The sequence below is a fragment of the Pseudomonas sp. Root71 genome (assembly GCF_001429045.1).
Classification (GTDB): Bacteria; Pseudomonadota; Gammaproteobacteria; order Pseudomonadales; family Pseudomonadaceae; genus Aquipseudomonas; species Aquipseudomonas monachiensis.
On record NZ_LMHY01000022.1, the window covers coordinates 490,626 to 507,126 of the forward strand.

Annotated in this window: 18 protein-coding genes and 2 pseudogenes; 10 read left to right on the forward strand and 10 right to left on the reverse strand. The window is 56.9% G+C overall.

What is annotated here, in order from left to right:
• Positions 1-58 precede the first annotated feature (58 nt).
• The 6 genes and pseudogenes from ASD95_RS16010 to ASD95_RS16030 all read right to left on the reverse strand — a co-directional run bounded on the left by ASD95_RS16010 (position 59) and on the right by ASD95_RS16030 (position 5,359).
• The gene (locus tag ASD95_RS16010) at positions 59-1,519 is read right to left on the reverse strand and encodes a multiheme c-type cytochrome (RefSeq protein ID WP_056725000.1); all 1,461 of its coding nucleotides are present in this window, start codon (positions 1,517-1,519) and stop codon (positions 59-61) included.
• Between the two features lie 445 nt (positions 1,520-1,964).
• Positions 1,965-2,081, reverse strand: a pseudogene (locus tag ASD95_RS29895) (peroxiredoxin); the annotation flags it as partial.
• A gap of 91 nt (positions 2,082-2,172) precedes the next feature.
• A complete protein-coding gene (locus ASD95_RS16020) occupies positions 2,173-2,823 on the reverse strand; it encodes a hypothetical protein (RefSeq protein ID WP_082562966.1) in 651 nt (216 codons plus the stop codon).
• 255 nt (positions 2,824-3,078) lie between these two features.
• Positions 3,079-3,513 (reverse strand): hypothetical protein, encoded by a 435-nt coding sequence (locus ASD95_RS29190; RefSeq protein ID WP_156385773.1) that lies wholly within the window; start codon positions 3,511-3,513, stop codon positions 3,079-3,081.
• 100 nt (positions 3,514-3,613) lie between these two features.
• Positions 3,614-4,292 (reverse strand): annotated as a pseudogene (locus ASD95_RS16025) (tRNA (adenine(22)-N(1))-methyltransferase).
• A gap of 110 nt (positions 4,293-4,402) precedes the next feature.
• Positions 4,403-5,359 (reverse strand): threonine dehydratase, encoded by a 957-nt coding sequence (locus tag ASD95_RS16030; RefSeq protein ID WP_056725004.1) that lies wholly within the window; start codon positions 5,357-5,359, stop codon positions 4,403-4,405.
• A gap of 96 nt (positions 5,360-5,455) precedes the next feature.
• Between ASD95_RS16030 and ASD95_RS16035 the strand changes: the two genes are divergently transcribed.
• Entirely contained in the window at positions 5,456-6,277 is an 822-nt protein-coding gene (locus ASD95_RS16035) for a helix-turn-helix transcriptional regulator (protein ID WP_056725006.1), read from the forward strand.
• Here ASD95_RS16035 and ASD95_RS28750 read toward each other — a convergent pair.
• A complete protein-coding gene (locus tag ASD95_RS28750; RefSeq protein ID WP_409079220.1) occupies positions 6,274-6,396 on the reverse strand; it encodes a DUF2628 domain-containing protein in 123 nt (40 codons plus the stop codon). The two genes, ASD95_RS16035 and ASD95_RS28750, sit on opposite strands and share 4 nt — an antisense overlap.
• Positions 6,397-6,493: 97 nt before the next feature.
• Here ASD95_RS28750 and ASD95_RS16040 point away from each other — a divergent pair, with 97 nt between their 5' ends.
• Complete coding sequence (locus tag ASD95_RS16040; protein ID WP_236709745.1) at positions 6,494-7,165, forward strand: eCIS core domain-containing protein; 672 nt, start codon at positions 6,494-6,496, stop codon at positions 7,163-7,165.
• Between the two features lie 54 nt (positions 7,166-7,219).
• Here the strand turns inward: ASD95_RS16040 and ASD95_RS16045 are convergent, their stop codons facing one another.
• Positions 7,220-8,176 (reverse strand): AraC family transcriptional regulator, encoded by a 957-nt coding sequence (locus tag ASD95_RS16045; protein WP_056725010.1) that lies wholly within the window; start codon positions 8,174-8,176, stop codon positions 7,220-7,222.
• A 188-nt stretch (positions 8,177-8,364) separates the two neighbouring features.
• Here ASD95_RS16045 and ASD95_RS16050 point away from each other — a divergent pair, with 188 nt between their 5' ends.
• Complete coding sequence (locus tag ASD95_RS16050; protein WP_056725012.1) at positions 8,365-9,318, forward strand: diiron oxygenase; 954 nt, start codon at positions 8,365-8,367, stop codon at positions 9,316-9,318.
• 84 nt (positions 9,319-9,402) lie between these two features.
• On the opposite strand, the gene ASD95_RS16055 is transcribed toward ASD95_RS16050, so the two are convergent.
• Together ASD95_RS16055 and ASD95_RS16060 are read right to left on the reverse strand one after the other, a co-directional pair.
• Entirely contained in the window at positions 9,403-9,795 is a 393-nt protein-coding gene (locus ASD95_RS16055) for a GFA family protein (protein ID WP_056725014.1), read from the reverse strand.
• 34 nt (positions 9,796-9,829) lie between these two features.
• Positions 9,830-10,630, reverse strand: coding sequence for a transporter (locus ASD95_RS16060; protein ID WP_409079243.1), 801 nt, complete (start codon positions 10,628-10,630; stop codon positions 9,830-9,832).
• Between the two features lie 307 nt (positions 10,631-10,937).
• Between ASD95_RS16060 and ASD95_RS16065 the strand changes: the two genes are divergently transcribed.
• The 7 genes from ASD95_RS16065 (at position 10,938) to ASD95_RS16095 (ending at position 16,286) form a co-directional block, all read left to right on the forward strand.
• On the forward strand, positions 10,938-11,618 hold the full coding sequence (locus tag ASD95_RS16065) for a DUF3313 domain-containing protein (protein WP_056725017.1): 681 nt from the start codon (positions 10,938-10,940) through the stop codon (positions 11,616-11,618).
• 115 nt (positions 11,619-11,733) lie between these two features.
• Entirely contained in the window at positions 11,734-12,195 is a 462-nt protein-coding gene (locus ASD95_RS16070; protein WP_082562968.1) for a YMGG-like glycine zipper-containing protein, read from the forward strand.
• Between the two features lie 655 nt (positions 12,196-12,850).
• Complete coding sequence (locus ASD95_RS16075; protein ID WP_056725021.1) at positions 12,851-13,672, forward strand: transcriptional regulator; 822 nt, start codon at positions 12,851-12,853, stop codon at positions 13,670-13,672.
• Complete coding sequence (locus ASD95_RS16080; protein ID WP_056725023.1) at positions 13,669-14,151, forward strand: hypothetical protein; 483 nt, start codon at positions 13,669-13,671, stop codon at positions 14,149-14,151. Before ASD95_RS16075 ends, ASD95_RS16080 begins: the two co-directional genes overlap by 4 nt.
• A gap of 193 nt (positions 14,152-14,344) precedes the next feature.
• Complete coding sequence (locus ASD95_RS16085) at positions 14,345-14,635, forward strand: hypothetical protein (RefSeq protein WP_056725119.1); 291 nt, start codon at positions 14,345-14,347, stop codon at positions 14,633-14,635.
• Positions 14,636-14,812: 177 nt separating this feature from the next.
• Positions 14,813-15,145: a hypothetical protein gene (locus ASD95_RS16090; protein ID WP_056725025.1), complete on the forward strand. Its 333-nt coding sequence runs from the start codon at positions 14,813-14,815 to the stop codon at positions 15,143-15,145.
• A gap of 127 nt (positions 15,146-15,272) precedes the next feature.
• The gene (locus ASD95_RS16095; protein ID WP_056725027.1) at positions 15,273-16,286 is read left to right on the forward strand and encodes a helix-turn-helix domain-containing protein; all 1,014 of its coding nucleotides are present in this window, start codon (positions 15,273-15,275) and stop codon (positions 16,284-16,286) included.
• The last annotated feature ends 215 nt before the right edge of the window (positions 16,287-16,501 follow it).

Below are 16,501 nucleotides of genomic sequence, written 5' to 3' on the forward strand. Positions count from 1 at the left end.
CAGGACGAACGTCTCGATTTAAATGCCAGAGACCCGCCTGGAGGTCGACGCAGCACCGCTAAAAGTGCGCCGTATCTGGCCCGACAACTGACAGGCTGGTCGACAGGGGTACGCTCTGCGTGACGTTGGCCATCCGGGTGATTTCCACCTGCACTTGATCCTTGCCGAGCAGGTAGTCGGCCAGCTTCTGGGAGAACGGCCAGTAGTTCAGATCGGCTGTGAGGGTAAGCGGCCCGACGGCGTCGGCCGGCACCAGGAAGGAGAACTCCCCGATATCGTAGCCCTTGGGCAGAATGCGGTTGTCCGAGAGAATCTGCGTGGCATTCCAGACCTCGACGTCCAGCGGATTGCCGTCCTTGTCGCCAATGTGCACCTTGAAATTTCGCGTGTTGACCTCGGTCTTGCCGTCCTTGATCGAACCCAGGCGATAGATCTCGCGACCACTGGCATCGCGCACCCGAAAATCGATCCACATCTCCCGCCCCTCGGGAAAGCCGGTCGGCAGCTTGTGCCCGGCGCCGACGTTGGTCACTTTGACCGCTACCGAGGTGTATTGCCCGGGCGTCATGGCTGCCGGCACTTGCTCGAACTTTATGTCCCCGGCGCGCCCGAGCATGTCGCGTGCGCGTTGCGCGCCCTCCTCCTGACCGAGATGCTTGAGCATCATCGCGTTGGCCCCGCTGAACCAATGCGAAGCGACCTCCTCGCGGTCTGGCCCCATGATCGCGGCCTTGCCCGCAAAACCCGGCATGTGGCAGCTCTGGCAAGTCACATTGTTCAGGCTGTAGGTGCTCTCCTGCCATTCATCATAGGTGCGCTCCACCGCCACGCTGCTGAAGGGGTGCGTGACGTTGTGGCAGGTGCCGCAAAAGTCCGAGCGGGTGTGCAGAGCGGAATAGACGGTGTCGTGATAGGGCGAAACGGCATCCCTGCGCGGGCCGAACTTGGTCGGTTTGCCGTGGGCCCGCGGGCTCAGGACATAGGCGCCGTTATCGAGGCCCGTGCGGGCACTGATGTTGTGGCAGGTCTCGCAATCGACCCCGGGCATCGGATGGTTCTTCGCACTGTCTTCAATCGAGGAGCGGTTGACTTGCGAAGTGATCTGCCCGGTCGTGAGACCGATCGGGGTATGGCAGCCGGTGCAGAAGTTATCGACCTTGCCCTCGGTGGCCGCACTCGCACGCTTGAGCAAGGCCCGATAGATGGGTTCATCCCAGGCCTGGGACATCATCGACGAGCGCCACTGCCTGTAGATCTCCGTATGACAGGCGCCACAGACCTGGGCATTGTCGAAGTCCTTCACATTCAAGACCAGGTTGCCGGTGGTATTGGCCCGATGGGGAAAGAACGGCATACCGCCAATCACATGCATGAGCCTGGAGCGTGCCGGCTCCACCCACTTATCGTTACTTTGATTGTCATTGCCCTGAGGCTCGTCGGCCGCCACCAGCGTGGCCGTCAACAGGCAAACCAGCAAGCACAACAGACGTCGCAGCGGCACTACCTTGGAGTGGATCATAACGACTTCCCCTGGACAGTTGCAGAGGATGACCGCAGCACGTCCATTGAGTCGCCAGGGGTGTCTCGTGATGCAACCCGACGGTTACATCGATCGTTCAATGGGGGTACTTGCAGCTCCACGGCGTCCCGACACCTTTCATGAACGGGATACCCTCGCTCAGCAATTACCCTGCCATTGATGTAACAAAATTTATCGGCATACCTGAACGCCCCGCAAACATTGCTCGGAGTTTGAAATTCCCAAGCGGATGGAGACGCGAGTCTTGCCGGGGAATCGTGCCCATTAGCGGGGGGAAATCACGCCGAAATCGGGGGGATTCAGATCAAGGGTCAGTCCTGCGGTACAACCACCGCAGAACATCCGATAGCTGCATTGCCCTCCGGAGCTGGATCTCAAACTCTTCCTCCCACAGCGCAACCAGGGAGATGTATTGCGTGTAGGTCAGGCCGACGGCCATGTCGGTCGGCAGTGTCACGTTCATCTGTTGGGCGGCCAGCCCCACCGCTGCCATGTAGCAGGCCGACCATGCTCCGGCAAACAGTTGCTCGGCTTTCGGGTGCCCGCACCCACAAAAAACCCCTCACAAGGAGGGGTCTGATGTTTGAAAGGTTCAGACGGTTTCAACCGTCCTTTCCTGGATTCACGTCAGTTCAACGCAGCGCAGGAATTCCGGCAAACATCCAGGTAGATTCCTGAACCTGCGTTGCTGCGTTGCGTTTACGCGCCCACTGGGTCAGCGTCACCATCATCGCAAAGCCGAGTACGATCAACACCGGATAGGCCATCAGCAACTCGGTGAGCGAATACTTCCAGGCCAGCGGTCGACCGACACCGAGCATGGCGGCATACAACCAGGATACGCCCGACAGTGCGCCAGAGAACAGGGCAAACATCCGCACATTGATCTGGAGATCAAGCAACGAACCGGCCTTCAACATTGCAGGCAATACATAGCGGTGCAACAACATGCCGTTGAACGTCAGCAACAATACAATAATAACTTTGGCTTGAAGTTTTGGATTGGCAAAATAGGTCATGCCTTTTTCAAGGTAATCAATGCCTATTACCGCGGCTCCGGTAACCCACAAGAATATCAACGCATTGGCAACAGACTTCTGCAGACTGGCCATATGTTCATTATCGTGCCCCGACGACACGCGACCTTTCAACAAGTCCTTCACCATTGCCGCATCGCTGGCAAACACCAGGCCAATAGCTACGCAGCAAGCCAACAGATGAACGTACACAACGCCTAAACGCAAAAACTCCATGGATTCTTTCTGGCCGATCAGGCCGATCATTGTATTAATATCCAAGACTACATCTCCACTTATAGCAGCAGTGCGAATTGACCATGCCCCAGGCGTGCGAATTATTGATTCGCACCTGCAAGGTCAAGTTGGCAAAGATTGAAGCAACTAAATAATTTGGTATTACAAGAGAGAGCGACTCGCCCAGCGAGTCAGTGATGACGGCATACTATCACTCCAGGTCTCAGGTAAAAAAAATCCCCATGTGCATTTCATTCAATGCAGATGAGGTATACGTCCATTTTACTAGTGAGTGCAGCGGGACCCTAAGGATCCGCCTGCTGGGAAATCAGAGCCCAGCATATCCCGATCGTTCATTTTTTGAGCACAAACATCGACAAACGGTACTATTTCCAGCACTTGTGGACACCTGCCGCTTTGGCTGAAACCCGCGTCGCTACGCAGCTGAATCGTTTTTTGTTCCACGCCGAAAATAAAACCGCTTTTGCGCTGAACTTTCGTCGCCAGACCCGACCAGTGGCACAATTTCCTACCGGTTGCCAGCACGCTCGAGTCGCCTGCAGTCATCAGCAAACCACTTCCAATCGAGCGCAAATTCAGTACTGGCAATACAGTATCCAGGATCGGAACTGCTACGTTTGAAAAGCAAAGCCGTCGGACGACTCCGGTGACGACGCGGTCTTTCTCTCGCGCAAGGAGCGTCTGTTCGCTGGTGAGCACCTACGCGAACGCCTGCCGCATTCGGTTCACGCCGAATGGAAACGACTCTTTCGCACCCACACTGAAGCGAGGTGCTTGAGAAGCTGTGCCCCAGGCTTGCTCAAGCCAGCAACTCGGTGATCCACCGGGCCTGCCGCGCGATGTCTTGCACCGCCTCCTCGGGCACGGCCTGCTGCGCTCGGGCAAAGTGGCTCAGGGTCTTTTGTTTCTGGCGCAACTTGCGCTGCCACTTGACCAGGAACGCCGGACTGCGGGCCTGCATTTGCAACGGACCGAAGTACAGTTCTTGGGCGGTGTAGATCACTGGTCCGGAGCGCTCGGCGACGATGATCTCGTAGTCGAAACGATTCTCCCGCAGCACCTCCTCGCAGAGGATGCGGTAGCCATTGTCCATCAGCCATTGGCGCAGTGGCTGCTCGCCGCCGTTGGGTTGCAGGATGAGGCGCTCCTGACCACTCAGGTACGCCTTGCCGCTGTCGAGGATGTCGCGGATGGTTTCGCCGCCCATGCCACAGACGCTGACCGCCGTGATCCCGTCTCCCGGCTCGATTGCCGCCAGGCCGTTGGCCAGGCGCACGGTGACCCGCGAGCACGGTGCGGTTGGCCGCGTGGAACGGCGTCAACGCCACTTCGCCGGCCACCGCCGCCGCGATGGCGCCCCGGCGCATCAATGCCACAGGCAGGTAGCCATGATCCGAGCCGATATCGGCCAGGCGCGCACCGGCTGGCACCTGTGCCGCCACGCGTTCCAGGCGCATGGACAATGTCTGTTGGTTCAACTGCGGCCCCTTTCACCACGAACGTCCGGCGCCTTTGGCCGGATCGGGGCGTGATTCTGTCGAGCAATGCCGCGCATTTCAAATTTATATGACCAGGGCCATGGCCGCCTTCACGCAATCACTCGTGCATACACCGCTCTGTCGACGTTGCCACCGGACAGAATCACCCCCACCCTTTTTCCCGACATGGCTTCACGCTCCGAGATCAGCGCTGCCAACGCCGACGCACCGGCCCCTTCGGCAAGGTTATGGGTATCGGTGTAATACACACGCATGGCTTCGGCGATCTGCTCATCGCTGACCGATACGATCCGTGCCGCACCTGCCGCGTAGACGGCAAAGGCTTCGGGAATCGGCTTGCGTACGGCCAGGCCGTCGGCAAAGGTGTTGGCCGAGGCGGTTTCGCATATCTCGCCAGCGTCAAACGACAACTGTGCAGCCGCCGCCTCCGTGGAAACCACGCCAACCACCTCTGTTTGCAGACCCAACGCATCGCGGGCGGCGATCACCCCGCAAATCCCCGAGCCACAGCCAATCGGCACATAAACGGTGTCCAGGTCCGGCGCGGCGCTGAACAGCTCAAGCGCATAGGTGGCGACGCCTTTGACCAGCTCGGTGTGAAACGGCGGAACCAGGAACAGGTCATGGGTCTGCGCCAGGCGCGCAGCCTCTTCACGGGCCTCATCGAAATCGCGGCCATACTCGACCACTTCAGCGCCAAAGCCGCGCATGGCGTTGTTTTTTTCCACCGAGTTACCTTCCGGCACGACGATCAACGCCTGCAAACCCAGCGTGCGAGCCGCCAGTGCCAGGCTTTGGCCATGGTTGCCGCGGGTAGCGCTGACAATGCCCTTCGCGCCCGGGTGTTCGCGCTTGAGCCAGTGCATGAACGTGATACCGCCGCGCACTTTGAACGCACCGGTAGGCGTGTGATTTTCGTGCTTTACCCACACCGTGCAACCCAACCGTTGAGCCAGCAAGGGCCAAGGGTACTGGGCCGTGGCGGGCATGACCTGGTAAACCAGGCGAGCTGCCTGTTCGATATCGTCGCGAGTCAGTCTGTGCATGAGTGGTCTCCTTGAGATTTTGTCCAGTCTGAACAACGGCGCGGTACCGCGGCTTTCAAAAAACCGACCTGACTTTTGTCCCCCCTCTTCACTACTATGGTGTCCATGAGTCATCGAAATCGCCCGCCGCCACCCCTGCTGTCCGAACCGGTCTGTCGTATCGAGGCCGGCCCTTGGGCAATCGAATTGCTCCCCGGCTGCGCCTACGCGACCCGCTATGTCGCGACCCGGTCGGGAATCGGCTTCGCCTTCGACAGCCAGCGAGGCCTGCACGCCATCGGCAGTGACCGAATACGCCCCTTCGATGCCGTGCCCAACGGCCTGGCGTTCGTCCCCGCTGGGTGTGACGTGCTGTCCGAGTCCCCCCGGGGCGGTGAATACCTGCGGGTGATTCGCACCGACGGTATGGCGTTGACGGGGGATCGCGCCTTCAACAATCGCATCGACCAGCAGGCCACCGCCCTCGCGTGGCGAATCCGTGCCGCGCTGTTGCACCCTTGCGTGGAGGATGATTGGGAAGCCTGGGCACTGGCGTTGTCCGAGCGGGCGACGGGTAGCGAAGCGCTGTCGACAGCCCCCCATGGCTCGATAACCGGCAGCCGGATGCGCTTGCTCGATGAATTCATTGACGCTGGCCTCGATGGCCCGTTGAGCGTGCCGGCGATGGCGAGCCTGCTTGGATTGTCCGAGGGGTATTTCATGCGGGCCTTCAAAAACGCCACCGGCAAAAGCCCCCACAGTTACCTGATCGACCGCCGCCTCGCCAGGGCCCGCGCCCTGATGCGCGATTCGACCGCCACCCTGACGCAGATTGCCTACGCCTGCGGTTTCAACTCCCAGGCGCACATGGCGACCACCTTCAAACAACGCCTTGGAGTGAGTCCGGCGCAGTTGCGTCAGTCTTTGGGGTTACGTTAGCGCCCGAAGGAGATTGCAACCATGATCGCAATCAGCGTCAGGTTTTCTTTCCCAAGTCCCAGCACAAACAGGTAAATCAGCCCGAAGAAGAACGCAATGATGTTGGCGTTGATGCTCACAGGCACGGCCTTTCAGGTGATGTTGAAAATACTGTGGAACCCAGGGAATCGAACGGTGTAGCAGCGGTCCAACACGCGGCAGGGCAATGGACACAAGATGCCCAACGTATTGCCTGCCGATCGCCATTGCCCAGGGGAGAACCCATTGTCAGCTGTATTTTTGCGTCAGGTTTTCCGGTTAACGATAGTGTTCCTTTGCACTGGCACCTCATCTTCGGTTTTCGCCTGCCCGGCCGGCCAGTCCCAGGTCTGCATGGTCGCTTGTTTTTGTGCTCCAGATTCCGAAGAGGACGCTGGATCGATCTTCGACGACATGAACCAGATGGCCGCCTCTGGATTGCAGAGCTGGATTGTGCAATCGCGCGAATCCGCGGCAACGGGCGATATCCTGCCAATCCCGCTGAATATCCGGGCCCAGCTCGAACCCTGGTATGACATTCAAGTGCTCGATTCGGCTCGCTACAAAGTCGGCGATGATGTGGAACTGAACGCCGCAAACACCATGCTGCAGAATCCCGATATACGTGCGGTCACCCTTATCGACATCATCGTGTTTCGAAATGCCGAAGATGCACTGAACGATGTCGCGCTGTGGGCCCATGAGTTGAAACACGTGCAGCAGTACCAGCAATGGGGCAATCACGAGTTTGCCACCCGTTATACCCGTGATTACGAAGCCGTCGAGGCGCCTGCCTACGAGATTCAAGCCAAGGTCTCCAATACGCTGCGAGCCAGCCAGGCTCGGGCGCAATTGCCTCGGCTTCCTTGAGTTCAAAGGAGCAAGCCTGGTCAGGTAACCATGGAGAGCCGGCACCGGCCCCTCTCACGCTGATTGTCTGCGCCAGGTGCCGGGGGATGTGCCGAACTGACGTTTGAATGCGCGACTGAACGCGGCTTCGGAGTCGTAGCCAACGGCAAAGCCGATTTGCGCCACATTGCCGCGACCTTCGCGCAGCTGTTGGGCCGCCACGTGCATGCGCCACAGCGTCAGGTATTGCATCGGTGGCTGTCCGACCAATGCCGTGAAGCGTTCGGCGAATACAGAGCGCGACATGCCTACCTCAAGCGCCAGGGCTTCTGCGGTCCAGCCTTCGGTCGGGCGAGCATGCAGTAACGCCAGTGCCCGCCCGATATGCGGATCGCGCAAACCCGCCAGCCACCCGCGCCGCTCAGCGGGAAGGCTGGCGACATACTGGCCGACGGCTTCGACGAACAGCAGTTCCGATAGCTTGGCGATGACCGTTGCCGAGCCGACGCGGCCCGCCGCGATTTCACTGACAGCGAAACGGAATGAGCTTTCGATCCAGGTGCCCGAAGCCGTCGCCCGCAGGTCCAGCTTCAATAAGGAAGGCAGCGATGAAAGCAGTGGACTGAAGGGAGTTTCCGAACCGAGGAACCCGCACAACAACTGCGTGGCCTCGCCGCCCCCGCCGTACCTGATCCGTGAAATGCCGCCGACTTCTGGCGGCTGGATGACTTCCCGGGCCGGCATGGGCGCAATGCTCAGGTCGCTGCCAAAGGAATGGGCATCGTTGCGGGGAAGCAAAACAAGTTCGCCTGCCCCTACCTCGATGGCGGCGCCACCGTCGATTTGAATTTGCATGTGCCCCGCGGCGACAAAGTGCGACGCAATGATGTGTCGAGGGGCCGCCAGGAACGGCTTGCAATCATCCGTCGAGATTCTGCCGTTGATGCACCAGGGCGCAGTGAGCTCCGCCTCGAGGAAGACCCCTCCCGACAGCCGAATCACACGCAAGACATCAGAAAGCGCATCCAACACTTGATCGCCATCCTTTCCGGAGTCCGGAGCAGGTATTCAGGCGCAACGGTCATTCACCGCCTGGACTGCGACGCCTAGATTAGCACCAACGCGGACTCAGCGATCGAGATTGTCCCCAGAGGTTCACTGGCTCCGACGTCAACCGAAATTGCCCCATACCAACTCAACCAGGGCAGCAGGAGATCCATATGAACAGCGTCGTTACCCTACCCGGCTCAGCGTCAGGCAACACCGCCCGTTATGCGCAAATGGTCAGGTCTTCGAAAAAAACCGAATGGCAGATCGATCGCGATCTGCTCCAGGACCGCAGTTTCGACTTCTCGCGCAAATTCCTGCCCGACGGACTGTCACAGGTCGACCGCCTGACTTTTCTCGATGCGGCCGAGGCACGTCTGCTCAGTCAGATCCAGGGCCGGACCTACGCGTATATCTTTGGCCTGGTCGAGCGTTTCATCAGTGCCAAGATGCTCGATCAGGGTCGGGCCCATGTGTTTGACGATCAACTGGCGCTTGAAGCACTGGTGCGTTTTTCCAACGACGAGATCAAGCACCAGGAGTTGTTCCGGCGCATGGAGACGATGATGAGTTCGAAATTGCCCGCGGGATATCGTCAGGTTGCCGATCCAAACGAGGTCGCGCGCGCGGTACTCGCGGCCAGCACTTGGTCGGTACTGGCGCTGACCTGTCATATCGAACTGTTCGTACAGGCGCACTACGTGCAAAGCATCGCCCCGCGCGAGGAGCTGTGCCCGTTGTTCAAGGATGTCTTCAAATTCCACTGGAAGGATGAAAGCCGCCACGTGGTACTCGATGAACTGGAGTGGCGGGACGAGCACGTGAAACTCTCGCCAGCCGAGCGCGACCAGGCAGTGAATGACCTGATTGCGCTGGTGGCGGCCGTGGACACAATCCTGCAGGCACAAGCGGCAGCCGATGCCGACTACTTCATTGGTAATGCTTCACGATCGTTCAGTGTCGATGAGACGGCGCAAATCAAAGCCAGCGTGCTGAGCGCCTACCGCTGGCAATACATTATCTCGGGTGTACGGCATCCACACTTCGGCCGACTGCTGACGCAGATGACAACGCCGGCACAGATGTCCCGGATTCAGGCTGCACTGGCACCCATCATGAGCAATTGACCGACAGCACGCGATCGACTGCTCGTCGGTCGCGCTGGGGATAACGGGCTGATATTGATTTGTTGAGGATGGAGTATGTGCCCGTTAGTCTTCAAAACGCCCCGTGGAATCTCGATCGCGCTCGTAATGCCGGGTGAGCGCAAACGCCGGCAACCAGGCCTCACGGCGCACAGTCCAGCTCTCGTAGGTGGGCGTCAACTGGTCAGGAGCATCCAGGGATCCCAGGTTCACTTCGATTTCGTCTGCACTGCGCGAGAACACGGACGAACCGCAGTGGGGACAGAAATACCGCCCGGCGTAGTCACGGGTTTCGCCCTCGACTGTCACGGCATCCTGATGAAATATCGCGGACGCGTGGAACAGCGCCCCATGGTGCTTGCGACAGTCGAGACAGTGACAAACGCCAACCCGGAACGGGCGCCCCGATGCGACAAGACGCACCTTGCCGCACAAACAACCGCCGGCGAATCGGTCCATGGGGTGTCTCCTCCAGGCCCTCGGAAACGGCCTGTCAGCGTGGAAACAGGAGCGTCACAGCGGCGCGAAAGCCCCAGCCTTGCGGGCCGTCTTCCGGGCTGTCGAGCCAGTAGCGCGGGCCGGCCTGCACCGTCAATGGTTGACCGCCGATCCTCAGCAGTTGGGTGACCGTGAGGTTGACCGGTACCGACCATTCGCGCGATTGCCAATTGTAGGTCGACTCGGTGTTCACCCCGTAGGTCGTGTACGTATGGGTGGTGTACGAGAGAAAGGGTTGCAGGAAGGTCTGGTTGACCTTTTCCTTGTCGTCCGGCGGGCTGTCGTCCAGGCCCCAGATATGGTTGGCCAGAATGCCTCGGGTCCAGCCATTGGACTGTTTCAACGCCACGGCCGTCGGGCCCAGGCCCCATTGCTCGCTGCCGAGCAACTCATCACTGCCGGTCGGTATCAGCAACGCCGGGCCACCACCGAGTATCCAGCCACTTTCCGTGGGCCTGGTCGGCGAAAAGAAAAAACTCTGGGTGATATCGCCGCTGCCGGATTTGTCCGCCGCGCCATCGGGGGCCAGGCCGTGCTGGTCGATGATCGGCAGGATGGTCCGGGAAATGAGGTTCCAGTCTTCGTTCAAGGCAAACGGCAGCACAGGCTGGATATTGGTGACGCTGTGCATGCCCTCCCCGGTCGGCCCCATCTTCTGGTCCCAGTTGTACTGCACCGGCAGGCTGTACATCGCCGCGACCGGGTTGAGGGCTTTCTTCGCCAATTCCGCCGAATCGTCGGCCTGAGCCATCGGGATGAAACCCAACGCAACGACGAGTGTCGACGCGGTACCCATCCATCCTTCTTTCAAATCCATCTCACTCACCTGTAGACGCCAAAGCCGGCATTGCAAAGGGTTAGCGTAGGCAACTGTGATCGATGTGCAATTTTTTCCGCTCGGGTATTTAACAGTTTTTGAGAGTTATTGATTCGGATTATCCCGCCGCTACGTGCAGCATTCGGCCCGCATTGACCGGCGTGCAAGCACCTGCTTTGCGTAACCGACCGGCGAGTACCAGTGCCTGGATACAAGGTGCCCGGACCAATGCCCGGGGCCAGGTCGGAACCCGAATGACAACTTTAATCACTTGAGAACCAAACACATGGGCATGTCGAACAAATGGATTGCGGGTATTGCTTTGAGCTGTGTATTTCAGGTCGGCTGTGTCTCGAAAGTCGCGCAGCAAGAGCAATACTCGGGCTTCCTGGGCAATTACCAGGGCCTGGAGGAGCAAACTACGCCGAGTGAGCAGAAAGTATTGCGCTGGGTATCGCCAGGGTTCGATCCACGCACGTATTCCACAGTAGTGTTCAGGCAGATGGAACTGTATCCATCGCCGCAGCCGACCGCGCGCGTCAGCCTGAAGACCCTGCAAGACTTGCAATTGATGGCCAGTAACAGCGTCAAGACCGCCTTTGCCCGTCGTTATGCGATCGTCCCTTATCCGCAGCTGGCGCCGACCGATTCGCGGTCACTGATCCTGCAGGCGGCGATCACCCACGTCAGCGCTAACAATGAAGGCATGCACTGGTATGAGGCCGTTCCAATCGGGGCCATTGTCGGGGCGACACAAGCCGCCACCGGGCATCGGGACCAGACCGCCGAGATGTACATCGAAGCCAACCTGATCGACGCCAAGACCGGTATGCCGGTCGCGAAGATCGTGCGCAAGGTATTCGGCGAGACCATCAAGAATGCCGAACAGCCGATTGTTGCCAATGACTTCAAGGTTGCACTCAAAGGCATGACAGACGATATGCAGGCCCTCCTCCTCAAGCGTTGACGCTCAGGCAAACCCCATCGCAAGCAGACCTGCATGGGGTTTCAATGTGATACCTTGCCGTGTTTTCCCTCTGACAAACCGTTAACCGTACCGACGCCTGACGTGAGACTCAATGATGAAAATACTGGCCAATACCTTAGCGCTCGCTACGATGTTGCTGGGCACCAGCGCCCTGGCTGCGACCGTGATTCCCCTCAAAGGTCAGACTTCCCAGACCATCCAGCAGGACACCAGTGCCTGCCAGTCCCAGGCCAACGCGCAACATCCGGTGCAAGGCACCGTGCCCTCCGGTGGTCGGGTCAAGGGCGCCGCCACCGCCGCGGTCGCCGGTGCCACGGCGGCAGAAATTCGCGGTCGCCAACATGAAAACCTCTATGACCAGATCGACGACGATACCAAGCAAGACTATCGCCAGAACCGGGCACACAGTGCCGCGGCTGCCGGTGCCGTCGTCGGGGGCTCCAGACAACGCCAGGAGCGCCGGCAGAACCTGAGTGAGAGCGAACAAAGCGTCACCGCCAACAACTCCGTCTACAACAGTTGCCTGCAACAACGTGGCTACGATGTCTTGCCCTGATCGGCGGCGACGATGGCCTTGAGTGTTCGTGCCCCTGTCTTTTACCGCGCTCAAAAAAAGCCCCGGGCCCTTCAAGAAAGGACCCGGGGCAAAGCCGTAGAACGAGAGGTGAGGATCGTTTACGCCGCGACAAACAAAGCATGAGCGCGATGTGCGTCAACGCTCCTCGAGAGCCATTTAAATCGGTAACGCCTCTGGTTCAAAGCTAATAAGAATCAAAAATAATCTTTAACAAACCCGGCGCAGAAAAACACAACCATTGATTTGTATCCTGATAGTTCAGGCTGAAATTGAAACCTGTCGCAACAGCGATGTTAGTTCACTCAGGCGTGCCTGCACGCAAGTCCACCTGCTCCAGCTTGCAGTTTTCGGATAGCGCCGTTAATCCATTCCAAGCATTATTCATGGTGTCCAAATCGAAAACCATGGATCATCCAGCAATGCTTTTTTTTTGTTTGATTGAACTGATACCACTGACAGGCCCGGCTGTTTGCCGAACCGCACGCCTCTGACACGAGCCAGTCCGGCACTGTAAATGCGACACGCAGCGCACCTTCCGCCCGACCCTCATCTTCGCTCACCTCCCAGACCAGAATGTACCGAGCCAAATCCGGCCCCTATACTCAGGCCAGCACCGCCTGAACGGAAGATTTCTATGAGCTACACCTTCAAGTTGAAAAATGGCGCCGTGGCGGTATTCGACCCCGACAACGCCATGCTTTCCATTACAACACCCCATGGAGATGTACAGAATTCCACGCTAGGTAGAGCTGAGTCGCGCCTGTTGGACCTGCTGCTCATGGAGCCAGGTGTCACTAAAACCCGCGATGAAATCATCGAGTACACCTGGAATGACCGCGTGGTTGCCTCCGGCAGTTTGAACCAGACGGTTTTCTCACTGCGCAATATTCTCAATGACAGTCGGGATCACGAGATCTTGATGACGGTTCCTCGACGAGGATATTGCTTCAACCGGCAATGTGTCGTCGATGCACAAGCAGATGTAACGACACCCCAAGAGGAAACGGCACAGCCACCCGAGGCCTTCACCGGGCAACTACCGCCACCGGGTGGTGATGAACGACTGGCGCCTTCTGGTAAAACCAGTCAATCCACTCGTATTACAAAGGCTCAGTTGATCGCTTATGTCGTTACGCTGGCAGTCGTTGCCTTTAGTATTTTTCAATTCGACTTCGACGCGCCAAAAATTGAAATTTCCAGTCTCGACAAGAGTGGACTGGTCATACACGCCGTGGGCAGCAATCTTGCCGAGGCTCAAGCGCTGATGGACCTGTCGGCCAAACAAACTGAACAGCTACCGCCAAACCTGAAGGGCCAGGTCTGGATCAACCTGTATAAAGCCAATTATTCCGTTTCGTGCATCCGCCAGGATCAAAGCACTGCAAATCTGCAATTGAACAGCAGCGAAAGAGACCTCGCCTTGATGATTCGTCAATGTCTGGAAGTCACCTTATGAAGTTTGAAATTCCGCAGGCCGTTCACTGGCCTCTTATAGGCTTGATCAATGCACTGTGCATTTTTTCCATTTTTTACTCTCCTTCTCATTACATGGAAAATATCAGCTACCAGACAAAATCCCGACAATGGCTGGAGGATCTCAACCAACTCAATACCGAAGAATACCTCACTATCGGGCATGGTCGACTCACGGGAACCACGTTGGAAAGCCTGAATGGAAAAATCCGTAATGCGACCATCTCGGCGAATATAATCGGAGAAAGCAAGACACACGTCGAGATCAAAGTCAGTAATGTCAAACTCAGCCAGGACAATGAACTTTTTGCCATTGAAAAGACCCCTGACCTGTTCTTCAGGCGTCAGTATGTCTTGCAAGAAGGCGCCATTCTTAACTACGAGTTGATTCCGACCCAGGATAAAAGCGCCGCGTGTTTTTACATCCATGAACTTGGCCGCTTGCGCTGCATGAGCCATTAATCGGCCTCAGGTAGCGACTCGACACCCACCTGGCACAGGTTCACATCAAAGAACCCTTCAAACAAAAATAACACTTATTGATTTGAATCATACGTCTCTCCTGCCAAAAATCCCTCGCCGATAATCCTTGGAATCGAGCTTGCTTGATTCTCACCCGGGACAATGCCCTATACAGGAGAATCAAGTGAAAACCATGCATTTCCTGCGAACCCATAGAACGACGACTTTCGGATACCTGGCGGTCTTTTTTCTGTCTGCCATGCCACTTTATTCGTTGGCACACGACGAGCGCTCCGTCGAAAGCACGACCATTGAATATTATGAAATTGAAACAAGCCCGGATGACAGTCAGAAACTGTCGCATCTGAAAATCCACAGTGAGAATGAGTATCAAACGGACGAACAGAACAGTGATTCTGCTCTCCCTGCTCCACCACAAAGTGATGCCGGCATGAGCTACGCCAACTGGTTCATACTACTTTGAGGAGCGTTGTATCCGCAGGGGCAAGCGCTGACTGACCTCTTCCGGCGACCTGGCAAATATGAGTTATTGACTTTGGCAGGCACAATCGAAGTGAGATTATTTACAGCCCAAGTCGTGGCAGAGATACAGCTGACATTCTGTTCTGCCTGAATAAACTGTTAATAAGGAATCGCCTCGATGCTACTGAAAAACTTCGTCACCGTGTCGTTTGGTTTATTGCTTTCCCTCAAGGCCATGGCCGACGACAAGGGCTTCTACAGTGCCAAATTGACGAGTATCGAAACCAACAAGAAGGCCCCAAGTACCGTGAAAACTGGCTATCAGGTAAAAACCGGTTATCGTATCGACGACTTTCACGCCTTTACAGCAGCTGCCATTGACCCGATGAAACCCCAATCGCAGATCTTCAGTTCGAAAATCGATCCGCGCAATGTTCAACACATGGACGACTCAGCGTTGGACAGCAAGTACGCATTTTCTGCGGAACTGGAACTGATCCGGGGCCTCTGACACCCCGTTCAAAGCCAATGGAAACGAGGTCGAGCTTACCGACAGCAAGAACGGCCAATCGCGTATCTTCTCCGTGACTGCCCGTCAGGCTTGACCCTATTCATTTAACAGATGAGCCTTCAATTTCATGAGTATCGCACCGCCCGACGAGATCTTTCATTTGTCTTCCGCCTTGCCGAGCCAACTGAATAGAACAATAGGCAATTGGGAAATGAGCCTTTTTCCGGCCGAGCATGAGGCGCGCATTCGGCAACACAAACTCTTTCACAGCCCGCAACTGCAGTGCAGTCGTCTTGAGTTCGACTCATCCGTGACCCTGGTCAGTTCTGTCCCTGCCGGATTCGTGACATTCGCCATCTCCCAGGCGCCGATTGGTCGCCCCGTCGTCAACGATCACAAACTGCGGCCTAACGAAGTCATCGTATTGCACAGCGATGAAACGGTGCATTACACCTGCGAACCGAATGAAACACTTTTCACCCTCACCACGACACTGGAGTACTATGACCGATACCGCCAAGATCACCCTGTCATAGATATCCTTGCAAACCGGACAAACCACAGCTATCAGGCTGAAAACTTTCAATTCATTCAATCGGCCATTCAAGCCATCAGTGTTTGCTGTGTCGATATCAGCGACACGGCTTCGGCAGAATGCGATGAAGCACAGCGATCTGCGATTGGAAGTGCAGTGCTTGCTTCATTGTTGCAATCGCTGACACCCGCAGGCGGTTTCAGCCGCAAAGTCCCGACTAGAAGAAAAGTGGCGATAGAAGCCATACAGTACATCCATGAAAACACAAAAAAAACGCTCACTATAAAGTCGCTCGTAAGGCAACTGGAAACCACCACCCGCACCCTGCACTTTGGCTTCATTGAAACGTTCGGCATGTCGCCTATCGCCTACATCAGAAACTTGAGACTCGCCAGCGCCCGTCGCGACCTGATCAATAAAACCTGGCCCACCGTCACCGAAACCGCGATGTTCTGGAATTTTCATCATCTGGGCCGGTTTTCCAAGGCGTATCAGTTGGCTTACGGAGAGACGCCGTCGGAAACGGCCAGGCGCAACTCAGCCAGGCCCAGGAGCACGGTCTCCCCCGTTTACAATCAGGTCGCCGAGGGTAGAAATCATCGTTAACCGGTATTTATAAATGCCCCGTAAATGATGATTAATGATTTCCCTTGATTAACCACAGGTATCCAAAATTGCTTATTTGCCTACTCAAGGGAGATAAGCATGCATCATCGAATAAACACACTGCCACTCAAGCAGAAAATCGCACTGTGCATGGCCGTCTATGCAAGCGGCATCTTATTGGCCTGGGTAATTGACTGGTACTGAAGTCGTTTAAT

What these genes read in the sequence shown, in the direction of transcription:
- ASD95_RS16010 (WP_056725000.1), bottom strand. Translation starts at nt 1,519, where the DNA reads ATGATCCACTCCAAGGTAGTGCCGCTGCGACGTCTGTTGTGCTTGCTG.
- ASD95_RS16020 (WP_082562966.1), bottom strand. Translation starts at nt 2,823, where the DNA reads ATGATCGGCCTGATCGGCCAGAAAGAATCCATGGAGTTTTTGCGTTTA.
- ASD95_RS16030 (WP_056725004.1), bottom strand. Translation starts at nt 5,359, where the DNA reads ATGCACAGACTGACTCGCGACGATATCGAACAGGCAGCTCGCCTGGTT.
- ASD95_RS16035 (WP_056725006.1), top strand. Translation starts at nt 5,456, where the DNA reads ATGGTGTCCATGAGTCATCGAAATCGCCCGCCGCCACCCCTGCTGTCC.
- ASD95_RS16040 (WP_236709745.1), top strand. Translation starts at nt 6,494, where the DNA reads ATGCCCAACGTATTGCCTGCCGATCGCCATTGCCCAGGGGAGAACCCA.
- ASD95_RS16050 (WP_056725012.1), top strand. Translation starts at nt 8,365, where the DNA reads ATGAACAGCGTCGTTACCCTACCCGGCTCAGCGTCAGGCAACACCGCC.
- ASD95_RS16055 (WP_056725014.1), bottom strand. Translation starts at nt 9,795, where the DNA reads ATGGACCGATTCGCCGGCGGTTGTTTGTGCGGCAAGGTGCGTCTTGTC.
- ASD95_RS16060 (WP_409079243.1), bottom strand. Translation starts at nt 10,630, where the DNA reads ATGGGTACCGCGTCGACACTCGTCGTTGCGTTGGGTTTCATCCCGATG.
- ASD95_RS16065 (WP_056725017.1), top strand. Translation starts at nt 10,938, where the DNA reads ATGGGCATGTCGAACAAATGGATTGCGGGTATTGCTTTGAGCTGTGTA.
- ASD95_RS16070 (WP_082562968.1), top strand. Translation starts at nt 11,734, where the DNA reads ATGAAAATACTGGCCAATACCTTAGCGCTCGCTACGATGTTGCTGGGC.
- ASD95_RS16075 (WP_056725021.1), top strand. Translation starts at nt 12,851, where the DNA reads ATGAGCTACACCTTCAAGTTGAAAAATGGCGCCGTGGCGGTATTCGAC.
- ASD95_RS16080 (WP_056725023.1), top strand. Translation starts at nt 13,669, where the DNA reads ATGAAGTTTGAAATTCCGCAGGCCGTTCACTGGCCTCTTATAGGCTTG.
- ASD95_RS16085 (WP_056725119.1), top strand. Translation starts at nt 14,345, where the DNA reads ATGCATTTCCTGCGAACCCATAGAACGACGACTTTCGGATACCTGGCG.
- ASD95_RS16090 (WP_056725025.1), top strand. Translation starts at nt 14,813, where the DNA reads ATGCTACTGAAAAACTTCGTCACCGTGTCGTTTGGTTTATTGCTTTCC.
- ASD95_RS16095 (WP_056725027.1), top strand. Translation starts at nt 15,273, where the DNA reads ATGAGTATCGCACCGCCCGACGAGATCTTTCATTTGTCTTCCGCCTTG.